Raw genomic sequence first — 17189 nt, forward strand, 5'->3', positions numbered from 1 at the left:
GAGGCGCGACGCGCCGCCGCCGGCCCCACGGCTGTCACCGTGGTGCTTGGCAGCCTTCGGTGTCAGGAGCTGAAATCCGAGGCGTACTTGGCGCAGCGCAGCGTCCTCGGCTTGCCGCACCTCCTCAGCGTGGCTGGAGCAGGGTCGTGCAGAGACCGGCGATTTCAAGGTCCTCCCGTGCGGCGATGACGAAAACCGGGACGCGGGCGCCATCCGCACTGATCCGTGCGTCCGGGCGGGCATTGCGGTTCCTGTCCTGATCGATGTCGACACCGAGATGGCCCAGGTATCCGCCGACCTCGGCGCGCACGGCCGCGGCGTTCTCCCCCACCCCGCCGGTGAAGACCAGGGCGTCGAGCCCGGACAGTGCGGCAGTCATCGCGGCAACGCCGGCCGCCAGCCGGTGCACGTAAACCTCGACGGCCAGGCGGGCCTCGCGGTCGGTGCGGGCCAGCAGGGCGCGCATGTCCGGCTCATCGGCCAGCCCCGCCAGTCCCGAGTGCTGCTCCAGCGCGTCGGTCAGCTCGCCCGCCGTGAGGTTTTCGCGTTCCTGCAACCAAAGCAGCAACCCGGGGTCGACCGAGCCGCTGCGGGTGGCCATCACCAGCCCGTCCAGTGGGGTGAAGCTCATGGTGGTTTCGACCGAGCATCCGTCCAGCACCGCGCACAGGGACGCGCCGGCGCCGAGATGGCAGGTGACGATGCGGCGGGCCGTCGGTGCCAACTGCACGGCACGCCGCGCCGCCCAGGCATGGGACAGGCCGTGGAATCCGTAACGGCGTAGCGCGTACTTGTCCCGCCAGGCGCGGGGAAGTGCGACGGTGCGTGCCTTCGCCGGCATGCGGGCGTGGAAGGCGGTGTCGAAGCAGGCGACGTGCGTGACGTCGGGGAACGCCTCACGCGCGGCCGCGAGTGCCTGCAGCGACTTCGATTGGTGCAGCGGGGCCAGTTCGGCCAGTGCGTGCAACTGCTGCTCCACGACGTCGTCGATCACGACGGGCCCGGTGAACCGGGTGCCGCCGTGCACGATGCGATGACCGACCGCCTCGACGGCGGGCGCGATTTCGGTGGGGATCTGCTCGTAGGAACCGATCAGGTCCTCGCCCTCGAGCAGGCGAACCTTCAACGACGACGACCCGGCGTTGACCACGAGCACGCGCATTAGTTCGGCCAGGTCCAGTCCCGGATCGCCGGGTCGTCCTCGCCGTGCCGGCGGGTGTAGGCCCGCGCGGCAATACGCGCATCGACCATGCGTTGGCGCAGCAGCGCGGCCCGGTCGGCCAGGCCGGGCACCCGGTCGATCACGTCCATGACCAGGTGGAAGCGGTCCAGGTCGTTGAGCATGACCATGTCGAAGGGGGTGGTCGTGGTGCCTTCCTCCTGATAGCCGCGGACGTGGATGTTGGGGTGGTTCCTGCGCCGGTAGGTCAGCCGGTGGATCAGCGCCGGGTAGCCGTGGTAGGCGAAGATGACCGGGCGATCGGTGGTGAACAGGGCGTCGAACTGGGAGTCGGGCAGACCGTGCGGATGTTCGCTGTCCGGTTCCAGGCGCATCAGGTCCACGACGTTGACCACTCGCACCTTCAGCTGCGGTAGTTCGGCGCGCAGGATCGCGGCGGCCGCCAACGTCTCCAACGTGGGGATGTCCCCGGCGCAGGCCAGCACCACGTCCGGCAGGTCGCTGCCGCAGTTCCCGGCCCACTCGAAGATGCCCACGCCGCGGGTGCAGTGCAGGATCGCGGCATCCATCGGCAGGTAGTTCAGCGCGGGCTGTTTACCGGCGACGACCACGTTGATGTAGTGGCGGCTGCGCAGACAGTGGTCCATCGTCGAGAGCAACGTGTTGGCATCCGGTGGCAGGTAAACGCGCACGATCGCGGCCTTCTTGTTCACGACGTGGTCGATGAACCCGGGGTCCTGGTGGGAGAACCCGTTGTGGTCCTGGCGCCAGACGTGGCTGGACAGCAGGTAGTTCAACGACGCGATCGGGGCCCGCCAGGGGATGTCGCGGGTGACCTTGAGCCATTTGGCGTGCTGGTTGACCATCGAGTCGACGATGTGGATGAACGCCTCGTAGCAGTTGAACAGCCCGTGCCGCCCGGTGAGCAGGTACCCCTCGAGCCAGCCCTGGCACAGGTGCTCCGAAAGCACCTCCAGGACGCGGCCGTCCGGGTCGAGGTGCTCATCGGTGGGCAGCCGGATCGCGTCCCAGGCTCGGTCGGTGGCCTCGAACACCGCTTGCAACCGGTTCGAAGCGGTCTCGTCCGGGCCGAAGATCCGGAACGAGGCGGGGTTGCCGCGTGCGACGTCGCGCAACCATTCCCCGAGCACCCGGGTGGCCTCGCTGCTCGTCGTGGCGGGTTGCGCGACCTCGACGGCATAGCGACGGAAGTCCGGCAGGTCCAGGTCGTGCAGCAGCGTGCCACCGTTGGTCACCGGATTGGCGCTCATCCGCCGATCACCGGCCGGGGCCAGGGCGGCCAGCTCCGGGCGCAGGGCGCCGGTCTGGTCGAACAGCTCCGCCGGCCGGTAGGAACGCAGCCAGTCCTCCAGCGCTCGCAGGTGGCCCTTGTCCTCACGGACCCGCGCCAGGGGCACCTGGTGCGCCCGCCAGGTGCCCTCCACCGGCAGGCCGTCCACCTCGCGCGGGCCGGTCCAACCTTTCGGTGTTCGCAGCACCAGGCAGGGCCAGCGGGGACGTGAGCGGTCCCCGCCGTCGCGCGCCAGGCGTTGGATCTCGCCGATTCGGTCGAGGACGCGGTCCAGGCTCGCCGCCATCTGCTGATGCATCTGCTCGGGATCGTCCCCGGCGACGAGGTAGGGCTCGTGCCCGTAGCCGCGCAGCAGGTCGTCCAGCTCGTCGTCGCCGATCCGGGCCAGCACCGCCGGGTTCGCGATCTTGTAACCGTTGAGATGGAGTATGGGCAGCACCGCACCGTCGCGGGCCGGGTTGGCGAACTTGTTCGAATGCCAGCTCGCAGCCAGCGGCCCGGTCTCGGCCTCCCCGTCACCGATCACGCAGGCCACGAGTAGGTCGGGGTTGTCGAAGGCCGCGCCGTAGGCGTGCACCAGCGCGTAGCCCAGCTCGCCGCCCTCGTGGATCGACCCTGGTGTTTCCGGTGCGACGTGGCTGGGGATCCCGCCGGGGAAGGAGAACTGGCGGAACAACCGCCTCAGCCCCGCCTCATCGCGGCTGATCGAGGGGTAGACCTCGCTGTAGGTGCCCTCCAGGTAGGCGTTGGCCACCAGTCCTGGGCCGCCGTGCCCCGGGCCGGCGACATACACGGCGGACAGGTCGCGTCGGCGGATCGCCCGGTTCAGATGCACGTAGATGAAGTTCAGCCCAGGCGTCGTGCCCCAATGCCCCAGCAGCCGCGGCTTGATTTGCTCGACGCTCAACGGTTGACGGAGCAACGGGTTGTCCAGCAGGTAGATCTGCCCGACCGACAGGTAATTTGCCGCCCGCCAGTACGCGTCGATCAGCTGCATCTCCTCGACCGGCAGTGGCGCGTGGTCCACCAGTTCCATGCGCTCCGTCGTCATCCCGCTCCCCCACCCCACCGGCGGCCAACACCACTGTCTGCCGTCACCTGCCCAGGCAGGGACTGCCTCACTCCGCCGGGCGCGCGTGCCGGCTCCGTTCGCCGCCGGGCAAGCGGTCCTACCTGGGGCCGGTCACCGCAACCGGAGCGTCGCCGAGTTGCCGCTTGCGTCGGCGGCCCGCGGCGCTGGCTGTGGCGAGCGCGGCGGTCAGCTGTTCCCGGGTCGGTTGCCCGCGTGGCGCCTTGAGCTTCCAGGCCGAGGTGAGGGCACAGTTGACGACGATCCGGGACTGCTCCGCCATGGAAAGGCCCTGGCACCGGGCAACGCGCCGCAACATCGACAAGGCCACTCCGGGCTCCACACAGAACCAGACCCCGACGATGTCGACCGCCGTGCCCAGCATCCCGTTGCTGCCGCCGTGGCCGCCGGCCGGCTCGGGGCGGTCGGGGCCAGCCTGCGGGGTGAGGAACGTGGCCACCGCGGTGGCGCCGGCGCGCAGATCGGACACTTCCGGCCCGGGCTCACCCGTCCAGTACCAGGTGATGGCCCCCGCAGTCCGGCCGGCGATGTGCAGGGGTTCGCTGTGCGCACCAACCAAGCCGTACACGCGGGCCAGAGCGGTGAAGGCAGGCCACCGGTGCTCGGTCGCAACCTCGGGTACCGGCACGGGAAGGCCGGTGGCCAGGACCACCCGGCGGGGACCCTCACCGACCTCGGATTGAATGCGTTCGAACAGCCGCGCGTACTCATCGCTTCCGGCCCACACCCGATGCGTCCCGGCCCAGGCGATTCCGCACGACGGCGGCAACCTGATGCCCGCACCGTTCAGTACCGCGAACGCCGCCTCCAGCTCCTCGACGCGGCGGTGCCCCGCCCGCGAGGTGACCGTGTTCGACAACGACTCAGGTTCCGGCGGGGCCGCACCCACCCTCACCTTCGAAAAGACTCTGACATCCTCGTCGGGTTCACCGCGCACGGGGCACCGTCCATCTCGGATGGAGGCTCAACCGGCCGCGTCATGACCAGAAACGACAATGGATATCTAACCGCAGGCGCCGGTGCCTAATCCACCCCGAAAGCGGTCATTGCGGCCCGAGCGTGCCGGTGGCGTACTCCGCCAGCCTTCGGCGCCAGGTCGCGGTTGCAGTTCTCGGACAGCTCTCCCGCAGAAATCCGGCACGCCGACACAGGGGCGCACCGGCGGTGGTTGCCTCACTTCAGGATGCCCCGGGCCTTTCCGGCCGCGCGGCACTCCCGGCCGCTCGCATCAAGAGCTCCTAGGATTTTCGACCTGGCCGCGACCGCGCAGTCCAGGTTTCGACATTCGCCGTGCCGGGTCAGCGCGTACCGCCGCGATCCTCAACACCGGTATCTGATTGGCCGTCAGTTCGGCGGCAGCCGGCGGCCGAGAACGGGCAACCTCTCAGGCGGTCTGCCACGGACAACGGGCGGCGCCTTCGACGATCATGGCCGCCTGCAGCTGTGGGGTCAGGTCGTTGCACCTGGCGAGGTGATGCAGAGCGGCGAAGGCTTCCTGCGGGTCCATGAGCAATCGCCGGCCCAGGATGTTCACCGCGTACTGAATGAGAAGCCGGGCCGATGCAGCCGGGTCCGCATCAGGCCCGGGCCGCGGCGCCACGTCGATGGGATCGGCCGCGGGTCGCGACGGTCCGGCGATCATCGGGACATCGGCTGTGCCTGTCCAGGTCGGAGGAAACGAGATCGTCCCCGAACCAAGTGGTTCGTTCGGCCACGCGCAGCGGCCGCGAGGGTGGACACGGCAACGGCGAGGGAACAACGCATCGGGCAGCACCATCCATCTTCGTCCGACGGTGGCTCGACCGGCCGCGTCATGACCGGTACAACCGCGATGATCTACCCACCGGCGCCCCGTCGATGCCGCGGGATCCTGTGCCGGTTCGCGCGCTGCCCACATGGCCCCGCGCCCACCTGCGCACAGCACCACGGATGCGCCCGCGGCGAGCCCCTCCTCAGTCAGGAGGATCGAGGAATCCGGGCGTTGCGCCGGCCCCGCGGCCGGGTCGAGGTAACCCGTTCCGCTGCTCGATCACACCCGGCGCGCTCGATGTGATCGACCTGCGAGGACCCGGCGGCCCGACGGCGCCGCGTGCGTGCTCGCCCCGAACCGCGCCCTCGGCCCGCTCAGGTGCCGTGCGGGTGACCCTTCGGTCCCTGCGCGGGCGAGCTAAGATCAAGACGTTGTGGCCACTGCCGGGTTGGTGGGGGCGGACCGGCGTCATGAAGTGGCGCGGATTCTGGGTGAGCGCCGCGGGCGCACCGCCGGGCAACCCCTACCGGGTTCACCCTCCCCGCCGCGCGCTCCGGACCCCGGCGTGCGATTCACCGAAGGCCGCCGATGAACGAACGTGTGACACCGCCCGCCGCAGGCCCATACATGATCGGCAGCCCGAGCGGTGGCGGCGGCGCCACTCAAGCGCCGGATTCACCGTTGTGGGCGATCGCCGAACTTGCGCGCATCGATTTCTCCCGCCACGACCTGGGGGGCGTGCTCGGGCAGGTGGCGGCGCTGGCCCAGAAGGCAGCGGTCGGGGACGGGGAGGCCTCGGTGACGCTGCTGCGCGGCAGCGCCGCCTACACCGCGGTGTTCACCGGACAGGCCGCGCTGAGCCTGGACGAGACGCAGTACGAGGAAGGGCACGGCCCGTGTCTGGACGCCGCTGCGGCCGGGGAAACGCTACTGATTCAGGACATGGCCACCGAGATCCGCTGGCCCGTCTTCACCAAGGCCGCACTCGCGGCCGGGATGGGCAGCTCCCTGTCCCTGGCCCTACCGCTGCAGGAAGGGGTCACCGGGGCCCTGAACCTCTATTCCCGGGCGCCCGTGCACTTCCCCCCCGAACTGGTCGAACTCGGGTCCACCTTCGCCGCATACGCCGCGGTCGCAGTGGGCAACGCCCATCTCTACGACGATGCCGCCACCGAGGCACGTCACATGCGTGCGGCCATGGAACACCGGGCCGTGGTCGAACAGGCCAAGGGCATCATCATGGGCGAGCGGCGCTGCTCACCCCAGTCCGCCTTCGCGGTCCTGCGGGAACTGTCCAACACCACCAACCGCAAACTCCACGAGGTGGCCCGCGCCCTCGTGGAAGCCGCCACCGGCGGCCCGACGGACTGAGGTCGGAGGCTGCGCGACACCCACCCCGAGCGCGGGACCGGCGCACTCGCGGCCACGCCGCCGCTGGCCGGCCGTTCGAGGCGGCCGTGTTCTGGAATGCCCCGCCAGGACCGTCGGGACCGCGGCTCAGGCCTCGTGACGCTCCAGCAGGGTGCGCGCGGCGGCGTGCAGAGATGACCGTTCGCCCTCGGCGATCCCCTGCAGGACGAGGTATGCCTGGTCGGCCTTGATCCGCCGCGAGCCGATCAACATTCCCAGGGCGTGCTGGATCTCTGCGTTGACCTCAAGGGCGGCGGCCAGTCCCTGTACGAGCTGACCGGCCCCGCCGGGCAGGGCTTCACCGCGCGAGCGCGCCTGCTCCGGCGGATCGTAAAGGGCCAGCACCTCGGCGATGAGGGGGCGCATCGCCGCGGGGTCGCGGGCGTAAAGGTTCAAGGAGGCGAGCGGCACGCCACGGAGCGCGAACAGCGGCACCGACAGGGCCGCGTACAGGCCGAGCGAGCGGGCCTTCTGCCGGAACTGGGGCCATTGATCCGTTGCCCCCGTCTCGGGCACGGCAACCGGTTCCCCGTCCAGCGCCTGCAAGCTCGGGCCATCGGCCTGCGTGTACTGCTCGGCATCCAGGTCGAGCGCGAGGGCGTCGCTGCTGGCCAGGGTCACCCACTGGCCACTGCGGCTCACCGTGATCGAGGCGGAGTCGACCGGTTCCACCACCGCGGTCACCAGGTCCACTATCCGGTGCAGGCAGGCTTGGACCTGTGCACTGCCGTCCGGGAGGCAGGCCAACTCCGCCAAGGTCTCGACCAGCTCGCTCACACCGGACTCCTTCACGCCCAATCTCACGCCCCGTTCGCGCGGTGCACGCTCTCGAGAGCCAGGAGATCGGTCTTCGCCTCACGCGACCGTACCCGACCGGCAAAAGACCCGAGCCCCACGTGACCGGCCCCGCCGGGGACTTCGTGGGTCGCGTCGCCGGTGACGAGGACTTCTCCGGAGAGACCGGCGCCGAACGCAGAGCCGGACCAACCCCGCCGGGACGATGACCGGGACGGCCGAGGCGGCTCCTGACAACAGGTCCGCAGCGACATCCGCTGCGGCACCGGTGACCTCGACGCCGCCGAGCACCCACCGCTGCCCCGGCGGTCGAACCTGGACGTAATCTGCTTTTGCCCGCTGGGGTCACCAATCGCGCCTGACCCAGCGAATGATCGCGTCCGGGGCGCTCACGAGCCTCATGAGAGCAGCCTGCTCAGGACTTCGGTCACCCGTCTCTCGGCGTCCCGGCGAGCTTTTCGAAGCCCGGTTCATGGCGGGCGCGGCAAGCTTCGCCAGACCGTGCACCTCCAGCTCGACGTGATAGTTGATCTGACTGCCGCCATCTGTTGGTCACACGGTGATGGTGTCGGTCGAGGTCACCCTCGGACTCTGCCCGACGAACACGATCGTGTGGTCACCGAGTCGGGCGATGGTGCAGGTCGGTTCAGTGGTGGTGCCGAAGAACTTCGACACGTTGTGCCAGGTGGCCACTGCTGCGACCGAGCCGGGAGTCGGTGCGTTCGCAGGACTCGGTGCCCGGGTCCCACTCGACCGCGTTGGAGAGGTCCTTCAAGTAGTCGATCACCGCCGAAGGCGCAGAACCGACCGTGAAAGTGCGTTCGACAGCAGCCATGACCGTTGCTCCTGGGCCCGGCGCCCCTCGCAGGTCGGCACACGGATGCCCGCCGACCGCCCTCGAGCGCTGTCAGCACATGCCGGCACTGAATGCCGCCGCGACGACTCGTTGCCGCGGGGTGTGCCCGCACCGCCGTCTCGCCCTCGGTGGACCCACGTGGTGCCGACGACTCCGCGGCCCGACGGATATGGGGCCCCGTCAGTGTTCGTGTTCCTCGGTTCACCGCCGCTCGATGCGGGTCAATGGTCTGCGGGCCGGACGGTCAGCGGGGCACGGCAGTCGTCGGCGCGGGGTCGGACACGGCCTGGGGTGCGGGGTCGGAGACGGTCTGGGTGTCTTCCTCGTCGGCTGCCTCGGCCGCGTCCCCGCTGAGTTCGACGACGACGTAACCGACATGGCGTTGCACCACCAGCTCGACGCCGGGGGTGGGGTGTCCGTCGACGAGCGCGAACCAAGTCGGTTCTTGACGCAGCCGACGGTAATCGCCGCCGGACATGGACACCTGTCGCGAGCATCCCGGGTCGGAGCACTCGCAGGCGATGGTCAGGGTTCCGTCCGGGTCGCCGCCGGGGCTGTGCATGCGCACGGCCAGGGCGTCGTTGCGTTGGCGGGCACTGGTCTGGGCGTGGGTGGCTCGGATGCGTTCCTGCCGGGCCCGTCCGCCGCCGGCGTGGACCTGGGAGTGGTTCAGCAGCGCGACCATGACGACCCCGCCGATGATGTTGCCCGCCGTCGCGGTGCCCAGCCAGGCCGCGTACCGGCCCACGGAGACCCGACCGGCCATCGCTGCGGCGAGGATGTAACCGCTGGAGGCGATGCAGTGCGCCAAGTGCAGCAGCCCGACCACGAACGTCACCAACCAGATCAGCACCACCTGCCCGATCGTGTGCTGGGCGCCGCTGACCAGCCAGGCCATGGTGGCGATCAGCCATCCCCCGAGCACCGCGCCGGTCAGCACATGTGTCAACGGCGCCGCGGTGGCGGTGACGCCCAGTTGCACCAACTCCTGGACCGCCGCGGGCTGCAGTGCACCGGTCGGCTCGGTCAGCGCTGCGAACAGCGCCGCGCCGGCCACGTTGCCCGCGAACACCACGACCCACAGCTGGGCCGTGATCCACAGATGTCTGCGTTCCTGGAGCACGACGAGCACCGGGAACAACGTGTTCTCGGTGAACAACTGGGCCCGGCCGATGACCACGGCCAGGAAACCCAACGGGTAGAACAGCAGCGCGATGAACTCCGCGCCGGCCACCCCCGGCAACACCGCCCGGCTCCCGGCGACCCCGAGACCGGTCAGGCCCATCAGCAGACCGGCCGCCAGGCCTGAGAAGGCCAGCGCGCGCACCGGGCGGTTGAGTTCCGCGCGCCCGTTGGCCACTGCCTGCTCATGGATCTCCCCCGCGTCCAACCGCCCCGATGCCTGCGCCACCTCGACCTGATCCCCTGGTTCTCGCGCGACGGCTGTCAACGCACCTCGCAGGCACCTACCCACCCGCCCTCGCCCGAGACGCCACCGCGACGCCGGCCGGGCGCAGGGCGGTACTGTCCGACCACCCTGATGCCCGCCGCGCCACCACGGCCGGCTCTCCTCGCGCGAGAGGCAGGACACTTCCCGCGAGACTGGTCGCCGCCGCAGATCGCCACCGAGAGTGATTCTGCGTCAGTTCCTTCGGACATCTGCGTGTCCGACCCACAGCGCCGGCGACCGACCGCGTGACCTGCATGCCGGCCGCATCGCCCGGGGCAGCAGCGCTCCCGGCGCAAGCCAGTGGATGTCCAGTGAGCATGGGGGATCGGTGGCGACGAGCCGGTTGCATCACACCACTGCCGCGTTGCCGTACCGCTGCCAGGACATGGCAGTGCCCGTCATGGCCACCAGAGCTCCGTGTCCGAGATCGATCAGTGCGACCATCGACATCCGGTCGTGGTCACAGCCCAGTGGTGCCGGGCAGCGCAGGCAGGTGTCGTTGTGGAAGAGAACCCAACTGCCCGCAGCTGTCGCAGGTGAAAACACGCATGAGGATCCCCCGGTAGTGATGCTCGGTCAGTTGTCACTCGGCGCTCGCCCGAGCCGGCGTCCCGCCGTGGCGGGAGGCCGGAAGGTCCCGCCGCAGCTCCGTGGCTCGGTCGCGACCCGCCGGGTCATGTCGAGGCCGTGGGGCCGCATCGACTCCGCCCGGCGAGGACGCAGCCGGCTACCTCTTGTTCATCAGCTTGGTGACCAGCAGCGCGATCAGCACACCGACGACAATCCCGAAGCCGTGAGGATCTTCACGATCTTGCCGGTACATCGAGGGGTTCGCTGGGATCAGGGCGGTCGATGGTGCCGGCTCGTCGCGCGGCTTTCGGCAGGCCGGCGTCAACCGAAGCCTTGGGTCCGGGCCCGCCGCCCGCCTACGGGGAGGTCCGCCGCCATTGCGTCGACGCGACAGCGCTAAGGCAAGCAGGGGGCGCCGGGATGTCCCGGACCACGACGCGGGCTCTGGACCGGTCACCCGCGGCGGTACGGCGCGACCGGCCAGGGCCAACGTGCGGGCCTCCCACACCCACACGGCCCTCGTTTCTCAGCCGTGTCCCCCGCCGCCGGGCCCGGCGCGGCGGCGGGTGGATCGCCCAGGTGGCGTTCAGACTGCGGCGGCCAGATCCTCCACAGAGAGGTCTTCGACCGCGGCGGGGCGGTCGTCGTTCATGGCCTCGCGTAGTTGCTTGAGGGCGCGGGCCAGCAGGCGGGAGACCTGCATCTGGGAGCAGCCGAGCTGTTCGCCGATCTGGGACTGGGTCAGCTCCTGGTAGAAGCGCAGGTACAGGATTTGTCGGTCCCGCTCGGACAGTTCAGCGATCGGCCCGCGCAGCACCTGACAGTCCAGCAGCAGGTCGAGACGTTCATCGGCGCTGCCGATGCAGTCGGCGACGGTGAACGACTCGCCGTCCTCACCGCCCACCGGTGCGTCCAGTGACGTCGCGGTGAAGGCGTCGTCGGCGTCCAGCGCCTCGATCACCAGTTCCAGGCTCAGGCCGGTGTGCTCGGCCAGCTCGGCCCGGGACGGTTCACGGCCCAGGCGACCCAGCAGCTCGCCCTCGGCTTCTTTCAGGGCGGCCTTGGCCTCCTGCAGGCGGCGGGGCAGGCGGATCCAACGGCGCTTGTCCCGGAACCAGCGCCGCATCTCGCCCTGCACGGTGGGGCGGGCGAAGGACAGGAAGTCGAAGCCCCGATCGGGGTCGAAGCGGTCGATGGCCAGCACCAGGCCCAGGTAGCCGACCTGGCACAGTTCCTCGATGTCCACGGCGGGGTTGGCGTACTGGGCGGCGAGCCACCGCACCAGCCCGCCGTGGCGGACCACGAGCGCCTCGCGGATGCGGTCCCGCTGCGCACCCTCTGCGGCGCGCAGCAACCCGAACAGCTCGTTGTTGTCCAACTCGCCAAGTTCATGCGCACCGAGAACACGTGCCCGGGGTCGAGAGCCGGCGGCCAGGCTCTCGAAGTCGGTCAGGGCGTTACGGTCTGCGTAGTTCCTCATCGTCGGCGAACCTTCTACGGGCCCCGGGTCGGCCGGCTGTGGGACCGATCCAGGTAGCACCGGTCGCGGCGATCAGCCACTGGACCGGAGCATGGTGATCGTTACCTCCCGGCCCAGGGCGTAAACCCCCCCGGACGGGGGTGCTCCCGGACACTTCCCGGCGGCCACAACGACCGCTCCACCACCCGGTCGGTGCCGGGCCTCACGTACCCCGGACTAGATGTGCCCGGTCCATCGGGGGCGAGGGCGGGGCCGGCCAGGACGGAGGCTCCCTCTACCCACGCAGCGCAGTGCGGGAAGATTTGGCAAGACCGAGGGTTACACCGGGCAAGTGTCCGGGCAGACGTCGTGTCGTCCCGCCCGACAACTCACCGGAGGTAACCGTGCTGCTCATCCTCGCGCTTGTCCTGCTGGTTGTTTTCGGCGGGCTCGGCTTCGCCGCGCACGTGCTCTGGCTCGGCCTGATCGTCGGGTTGATCCTGGCCGTCGCCCACGTCATCATGCGGGGAGCCGGCCGAACCTGAACCGGTGCTCGAGGTCGTGAAACGCCTCGTCCCCGAGGCAGCAACCCTGAGGACATTGGCCACTCGTGTGAGCGGCCGATGTCCTCTCCCTTCCCCAAGCCGGTCAGGACGTTGCGCAGCGTTCGGTGTGGCCCGCACAATCCTTGGCGTCGCAATAGCTCCCGCGGCCTGTCAGTGCGATGCGGTGGCCGAGACCCAGGAGCAGTGCGAATCTTCACGCGGACGCACCCGGAGAGGGCAGGCCCCGCTGCCCGAATTCTCGCCCTGTGTCGGTGCGTGATGTCGACGCGGCGCGCTTTTGCGTCGATGCGGCCGGGGCCCGCACGTAACTGACTGATCGTCAGCTCTGGTGGCAGGCCGGCCGAGCTCCAGCAGCGGGGCCGGATGTCGCGTCGCCGATGCGACGAGGGGCCGCCACCGTCGGCACTTCCGGCCGGTTCGCCGACCCGTTGCCCCAACCCGAAGCGGGGAATGGGTCCCACCCATCGGTCGGGTCGGCACGGACACGCGGTTCGAGCCGTGGGATCTGTCCCAGCGCCGCGTCCCGGCCCGCTGCACTGGCGGGGTCGGAACCGTAAGTTCGGTCCGGGTCGTGGCGCTGATCCTCCTCGGTGATCCGGTCCCCTCAGGTGCCGGGTCGGAAGCGTCACCCCGGTTCGCCGCGTGAGTCCCAGGCCGGCATCGAAGTTCCATCGGCCGCCGAATGCAGCGTCGGTCGCGGGAACCAGCGGCCAGTGGCATCGGTCGGGGCTACGCCGTCCCCACCGTGGGTAGCTTGCCCACATGTCCACCTTGCACGTCCTGCCGGACCCGCCCGATCTGACCGCCGCGTCGGCGTCACCGTCCCTGCCGCAACCCCGGGGTGTGCTCGGTGCGGCGATGCTGGGGGCGATCGAGCAGCGCCAGGATCGACCCGTCCCGGCCAGGATGCAGGCCGCAGTCGCTGAGGCGGAACCGTTCGGTGAGGACCTGCAGTTGGCCCTGTACTGCGCCTACGAACTGCACTACCGCGGATTCGCCGGGGTACCGGCCGAGCAGGAGTGGGACCCCACGGTCCTGGGCCTGCGAGCACTCCTCGAGGCTCGGTTCCTGCAGGCCCTGCGCGGGGCCGTGGACGGTGGCGAGGGCGTCGCGGCCGCTCTGGACGGTCTGCTGTCGGCAACGGGTCAGCGTGGGGTCAGCGCCTACCTTGCCCGGGAGGGCCGGCTGTGGCAGTTGCGCGAGGTGGCGGTGCACCGTTCGCTGTACCACCTCAAGGAGGCCGATCCGCAGGCCTGGGTCCTGCCGCGGCTGCACGGCGCGGTGAAGGCCGCCGTGGCGGCGGTCGAGTTCGACGAGTACGGCGCGGGGCAGGCAACGCGGATGCATTCGGAGTTGTTCGCCGCGTCGATGCGGGAACTGGACCTCGACGCGACTTACGGCGCGTGGCTGGATCACGTCCCGGCCCCGATGCTGGCGCTGGTCAACTTCATGTCCTTGTGCGGGCTGCACCGCGGGCTGCGGGCCGCGGCGCTGGGGCAGTTGACCGCGGTGGAGATCAGCTCGCCGCCGGGGTCGGCCCGCATGAGCGCCGCGGCGCGGCGGTTGGGTCTGCCGGTGGTCGAGGCGTTCTACGCCGAGCACGAGGTGGCCGACTCCGTCCACGAGCAGGTCATGCGCGTTCAGGTGCTCGGTCCGCTGCTGGCCGTCGAACCGGAACTGGCCGCCGACGTCGTCCTGGGCATCCAGGGCGCGTGCCTGCTGGAGGATCGGCTCGACGCGACGACGCTCACCGCCTGGGCGCAGGGCCACAGTTCACTGCTGCGTCCGATTCAGTAGCCGGTGGCTGCTGTCGCACAACGGGTAACGTCCGCTGCGACCGCAGGCACACAACGCGACCCGGAACCGGCCCACCACCACCGGTTCGGCCCCGGGCACCACGATCTGCACCGGCCCGGGCACGATCACCGGCCCGCCGGGTTCCATGTCTACCCGCGCCCACCCTGGCGCCGGACTCCCAGCCTGCGCAGCGGGCAGGTCGTAGTCGGTCTCGCGGCCCGGCAGCTCTTCAGCCACAGCGCGAGGCCTTGACAACCACCAGTTCCTCCATGCTCTGGCCGGGTGCGATCAGTCCTTGCTCGAGCAGCCATCCCGCGCGCGAGCGCAGCACCGGGCCGAACGGGATCAAAGCCCTGGCGGCCACTTCCGCCGCCAGCCCCGCGTCGTGCAGCAGCGCCAAGGTCTTGCCCGGATCGCTCAACGTGGAGTGCACCAACCACAGCGTGCCGCCCGGGGCCAGCCGCTCCGGAGCAGCGATGCAGATGCGGTCCAGCAGCGCCCGACCGTCGGCGCCGGCATCCCAGGCCCGGGCGCGGCTGTGGCGGCCCGGGGTACCGGTGGCGCAAGGAACGTAGGGCGGGTTGGACACCACCACATCGAATTCGCCTTCCGCGCCCGAGCAGAGGTCCCCGCGCCGGACCAGGACTCGTTGCCGCATCGACCAGGCGTTGCACCGCGCTGCCCAGACGGCCCGACGGCTGCGGTCGATCGCCAGGACCTCCCCGGCTCCGGCGCGGGCCAACCCCAACGCAACCCGACCGGTCCCGGTTCCGATGTCCAACACCCGGGCACCCGGCGGCAGACCATGGTCCGATACCACGTCGAGAAGGAATTCGGAGTCGTCCTGGGGAGCGTAGACGCCAGGCAGTCGCATCAGCAGCACCTCGTTGCACTACCCAGGACGGCCCGACTGACTCCTCGTCAGATCCCGCTCTGCCGCGCGATCCGGCCACGGAAGTCGCGCGCCCCGATCGCCGGACTGAGCGTGGGTGAGGTCGGCCCAATTTGTCTTCCGCAGGTCCGCGCGAGGCGATCCACAGCGCCGAAAGCAGGATTCACGAGCCGACCCGGCTCAGGCCGACGTGCGACGAAGCAGCACCGGACCGGGGCAAAGGTCCTCACCGGTTCGGCCTGCGCGTCGGCGTGCGTCCCCGCGACGCGCACTACTCCGATGCGGTCGTGACCCCTACCAAGAACGCCTCCAGATCCGCACACGCAGGGTCGAAGCAACGCGCATCCTGACGGTGGTCGGCGCCGCCGTAGCCGGGTACCCGGCGGCGGCGCGGGACGGCTCGAGCAGCCCGCTGGCCTCGTACGCGCAGCATTCGGGCATCGACCCCGGTGAGCTCGACGGCCACCGATATCCCGTACACCGGACTGGTCGGGTCCGATCTCCAGGCCCTCGCCTCGCTCGCTCGCAAATTCACGATCTGTGCTGTCCAGGCAACTTGACATCCAGCTCGGCACAAGCACAATCTGTGCTGGTGACTACAGAACAGCGCGATCGCCGCGCATCCGGAATTCTCGTGGGGAGGCCAACGATGTTGATGCGTACCGACTCCTTCCGTGACCTGGACAGGATCGCCCAGCAGTTGCTCGGCGCCGGGGGCCGGCTGGGGACCTGGTCGCGACCCAACCCGATGCCGATGGATGCCTGCCTGGCCGGGGACGCCTACGTGGTCCGCCTGGACCTGCCGGTGTCGACCCGGAGGCGATCGAGCTCGACGTGGAGCGCAACTTGCTGACGGTCGAGGCCGAACGGCGGCCCGGGACCGAGGCCGGGGAGGGTGTGGAGATCCAGATCGCCGAGCGCACCTACGTGCGTCTACTCCCGGCAGCTGTTCCTCGGCGAGACCCTGGACACCGCCAACATCGCGGCGGACTACCGGGCCGGGACAGCCGCGCACCGGCCGAACTGGAGCGAATTGCAATTACAACTGCAACTAGCGAGCACCCACCCGGGAACCCGTACTGATGGCCCCGTCATATCTATCAGAGCCCGCTCACACTCGGAGGATGCCGTCGGCGTCGGGCCAGGCCTGATCCACGGTCAGATCTCCGCGAGCGCGGCGGGTTCGGGCTCGACCGCCACGCGGGACGCTACCGCCTCGAGCCGGACACGGATGCCGTTGAGGACTGTGGTGCCGGAGATCGCCTCGACGCGCGAGGACAGGAAGTTCGACGTCGAACCGCCCGCCCGGTTGGCTCGTTGCCATCCCCCGGCGTGGCCCCACCTGTGCGGCAGCGCCACCGTGCCGCGGATCATCTCCGGTTGAGCAGCACCGAGATCTCGATCGTGTCGTCCTCGGAGGTCAGGATCGCCGGGTCGCCCTCGACGAGACCGAGCACCGCGGCGTCGTCGGGTTCACGTGCAGGTGGTGTCGACGCTGTCCGGCATCAGCCGTGGCGAGTTGTGCATCCAGGAGTTGTGCGAGTTCATCTCCCGCGGACCGATCATCCGCAGCGGGAACTCCGCACTCTCGACCGGGGTGGTCTCCAGTCGCTCGAGTTCGGCGACGAATCGCGGGTCGGCCATCGCGATCCTGCCGTCCTTGGTCTTGATGACCTTCTTGACCGGATTGATCGGCTGCTGTTCGTGGAAGACCACACCGCGTGGCGCCTTCTCCCGGTACTTCTTCGACGACAAGCGCGAGCGCCGCAGACCGAACAGGTCGCCGCCGTTGCCGGTGCGGATGAGCAGGTCAGCCATCTGATGGGCTTCATGCCCAGACCCGGCTTCGCCATCGCCCGCTCGACGCCGAACATGTGTGCGCCGCCCAGGCGCATCCGTTTGCAGATCTCGTCGAGGACCTGCCATTCCTCGCGGGCCTCCCCGAGCGGCTCGATCAGCTTCTCGGTGATCCGGAAGCTCGGCCGCATGTAGCGGTCGGCGAACTGGATCGGCGCGTCCTCCCGTTCGTACATAGTGGTCACGCGGTCGAGCACATGCGCTG

At 69.9% G+C, this 17189-nt stretch carries 17 protein-coding genes; 5 read left to right on the forward strand and 12 right to left on the reverse strand.

All coding sequences use genetic code 11. The annotated features are described in order from the left end of the window. Nucleotides 1-124: 124 nt before the first annotated feature. The 4 genes from VHU88_18310 to VHU88_18325 all read right to left on the reverse strand — a co-directional run bounded on the left by VHU88_18310 (nucleotide 125) and on the right by VHU88_18325 (nucleotide 5224). A complete protein-coding gene (locus tag VHU88_18310) occupies nucleotides 125-1162 on the reverse strand; it encodes an acetate/propionate family kinase (GenBank protein ID HEX3613648.1) in 1038 nt (345 codons plus the stop codon). Beyond that, complete coding sequence (locus tag VHU88_18315) at nucleotides 1162-3543, reverse strand: phosphoketolase family protein (GenBank protein ID HEX3613649.1); 2382 nt, start codon at nucleotides 3541-3543, stop codon at nucleotides 1162-1164. The genes VHU88_18310 and VHU88_18315 overlap by 1 nt, the downstream gene beginning before the upstream one ends. A gap of 118 nt (nucleotides 3544-3661) precedes the next feature. Beyond that, the gene (locus tag VHU88_18320) at nucleotides 3662-4441 is read right to left on the reverse strand and encodes a hypothetical protein (GenBank protein HEX3613650.1); all 780 of its coding nucleotides are present in this window, start codon (nucleotides 4439-4441) and stop codon (nucleotides 3662-3664) included. A gap of 525 nt (nucleotides 4442-4966) precedes the next feature. Next, nucleotides 4967-5224, reverse strand: a complete 258-nt coding sequence (locus VHU88_18325; protein ID HEX3613651.1) for a hypothetical protein — start codon at nucleotides 5222-5224, stop codon at nucleotides 4967-4969. Nucleotides 5225-5920: 696 nt separating this feature from the next. Between VHU88_18325 and VHU88_18330 the strand changes: the two genes are divergently transcribed. Beyond that, nucleotides 5921-6703 carry a GAF and ANTAR domain-containing protein gene (locus tag VHU88_18330; GenBank protein ID HEX3613652.1) on the forward strand — a complete coding sequence of 261 codons (783 nt, stop codon included), beginning with the start codon at nucleotides 5921-5923 and terminating at the stop codon, nucleotides 6701-6703. 126 nt (nucleotides 6704-6829) lie between these two features. Here VHU88_18330 and VHU88_18335 read toward each other — a convergent pair whose 3' ends face one another. The 4 genes from VHU88_18335 to VHU88_18350 form a co-directional block, all read right to left on the reverse strand. Then, nucleotides 6830-7519, reverse strand: coding sequence for an ANTAR domain-containing protein (locus tag VHU88_18335; protein HEX3613653.1), 690 nt, complete (start codon nucleotides 7517-7519; stop codon nucleotides 6830-6832). A gap of 664 nt (nucleotides 7520-8183) precedes the next feature. Continuing rightward, entirely contained in the window at nucleotides 8184-8372 is a 189-nt protein-coding gene (locus tag VHU88_18340) for a hypothetical protein (GenBank protein HEX3613654.1), read from the reverse strand. Nucleotides 8373-8637: 265 nt separating this feature from the next. Then, entirely contained in the window at nucleotides 8638-9804 is a 1167-nt protein-coding gene (locus VHU88_18345; protein HEX3613655.1) for a formate/nitrite transporter family protein, read from the reverse strand. A 1195-nt stretch (nucleotides 9805-10999) separates the two neighbouring features. After that, on the reverse strand, nucleotides 11000-11893 hold the full coding sequence (locus VHU88_18350) for a SigB/SigF/SigG family RNA polymerase sigma factor (protein HEX3613656.1): 894 nt from the start codon (nucleotides 11891-11893) through the stop codon (nucleotides 11000-11002). A gap of 383 nt (nucleotides 11894-12276) precedes the next feature. Here VHU88_18350 and VHU88_18355 point away from each other — a divergent pair, with 383 nt between their 5' ends. Continuing rightward, nucleotides 12277-12417: a hypothetical protein gene (locus VHU88_18355; GenBank protein HEX3613657.1), complete on the forward strand. Its 141-nt coding sequence runs from the start codon at nucleotides 12277-12279 to the stop codon at nucleotides 12415-12417. Nucleotides 12418-13200: 783 nt separating this feature from the next. Further along, nucleotides 13201-14235 carry an iron-containing redox enzyme family protein gene (locus VHU88_18360; GenBank protein ID HEX3613658.1) on the forward strand — a complete coding sequence of 345 codons (1035 nt, stop codon included), beginning with the start codon at nucleotides 13201-13203 and terminating at the stop codon, nucleotides 14233-14235. Here the strand turns inward: VHU88_18360 and VHU88_18365 are convergent. Next, nucleotides 14212-14472: a CDGSH iron-sulfur domain-containing protein gene (locus VHU88_18365; GenBank protein HEX3613659.1), complete on the reverse strand. Its 261-nt coding sequence runs from the start codon at nucleotides 14470-14472 to the stop codon at nucleotides 14212-14214. The two genes, VHU88_18360 and VHU88_18365, sit on opposite strands and share 24 nt — an antisense overlap. Beyond that, entirely contained in the window at nucleotides 14465-15109 is a 645-nt protein-coding gene (locus VHU88_18370) for a HemK2/MTQ2 family protein methyltransferase (protein ID HEX3613660.1), read from the reverse strand. Before VHU88_18370 ends, VHU88_18365 begins: the two co-directional genes overlap by 8 nt. A 667-nt stretch (nucleotides 15110-15776) precedes the next feature. Between VHU88_18370 and VHU88_18375 the strand changes: the two genes are divergently transcribed. Beyond that, the gene (locus tag VHU88_18375) at nucleotides 15777-15980 is read left to right on the forward strand and encodes a hypothetical protein (protein ID HEX3613661.1); all 204 of its coding nucleotides are present in this window, start codon (nucleotides 15777-15779) and stop codon (nucleotides 15978-15980) included. Between the two features lie 305 nt (nucleotides 15981-16285). On the opposite strand, the gene VHU88_18380 is transcribed toward VHU88_18375, so the two are convergent. Both VHU88_18380 and VHU88_18385 read right to left on the reverse strand, forming a co-directional pair. Next, the gene (locus tag VHU88_18380; protein ID HEX3613662.1) at nucleotides 16286-16501 is read right to left on the reverse strand and encodes a hypothetical protein; all 216 of its coding nucleotides are present in this window, start codon (nucleotides 16499-16501) and stop codon (nucleotides 16286-16288) included. A 99-nt stretch (nucleotides 16502-16600) separates the two neighbouring features. After that, the gene (locus VHU88_18385) at nucleotides 16601-16945 is read right to left on the reverse strand and encodes a hypothetical protein (protein HEX3613663.1); all 345 of its coding nucleotides are present in this window, start codon (nucleotides 16943-16945) and stop codon (nucleotides 16601-16603) included. Between the two features lie 56 nt (nucleotides 16946-17001). Between VHU88_18385 and VHU88_18390 the strand changes: the two genes are divergently transcribed. Continuing rightward, on the forward strand, nucleotides 17002-17189 hold a 188-nt coding region (locus tag VHU88_18390), incomplete at its 3' end, for a hypothetical protein (GenBank protein ID HEX3613664.1).

This window comes from Sporichthyaceae bacterium (assembly GCA_036269075.1).
Taxonomy (GTDB): Bacteria; Actinomycetota; Actinomycetes; order Sporichthyales; family Sporichthyaceae; genus DASQPJ01.

Bases quoted from the DNA above. Each gene is read 5' to 3' on its own strand.
- VHU88_18380 (HEX3613662.1), bottom strand. From the start codon at position 16,501: ATGATCCGCGGCACGGTGGCGCTGCCGCACAGGTGGGGCCACGCCGGG.
- VHU88_18315 (HEX3613649.1), bottom strand. From the start codon at position 3,543: ATGACGACGGAGCGCATGGAACTGGTGGACCACGCGCCACTGCCGGTC.
- VHU88_18375 (HEX3613661.1), top strand. From the start codon at position 15,777: ATGTTGATGCGTACCGACTCCTTCCGTGACCTGGACAGGATCGCCCAG.
- VHU88_18340 (HEX3613654.1), bottom strand. From the start codon at position 8,372: ATGGCTGCTGTCGAACGCACTTTCACGGTCGGTTCTGCGCCTTCGGCG.
- VHU88_18330 (HEX3613652.1), top strand. From the start codon at position 5,921: ATGAACGAACGTGTGACACCGCCCGCCGCAGGCCCATACATGATCGGC.
- VHU88_18370 (HEX3613660.1), bottom strand. From the start codon at position 15,109: ATGCGACTGCCTGGCGTCTACGCTCCCCAGGACGACTCCGAATTCCTT.
- VHU88_18310 (HEX3613648.1), bottom strand. From the start codon at position 1,162: ATGCGCGTGCTCGTGGTCAACGCCGGGTCGTCGTCGTTGAAGGTTCGC.
- VHU88_18325 (HEX3613651.1), bottom strand. From the start codon at position 5,224: ATGATCGCCGGACCGTCGCGACCCGCGGCCGATCCCATCGACGTGGCG.
- VHU88_18385 (HEX3613663.1), bottom strand. From the start codon at position 16,945: ATGGCTGACCTGCTCATCCGCACCGGCAACGGCGGCGACCTGTTCGGT.
- VHU88_18350 (HEX3613656.1), bottom strand. From the start codon at position 11,893: ATGAGGAACTACGCAGACCGTAACGCCCTGACCGACTTCGAGAGCCTG.
- VHU88_18360 (HEX3613658.1), top strand. From the start codon at position 13,201: ATGTCCACCTTGCACGTCCTGCCGGACCCGCCCGATCTGACCGCCGCG.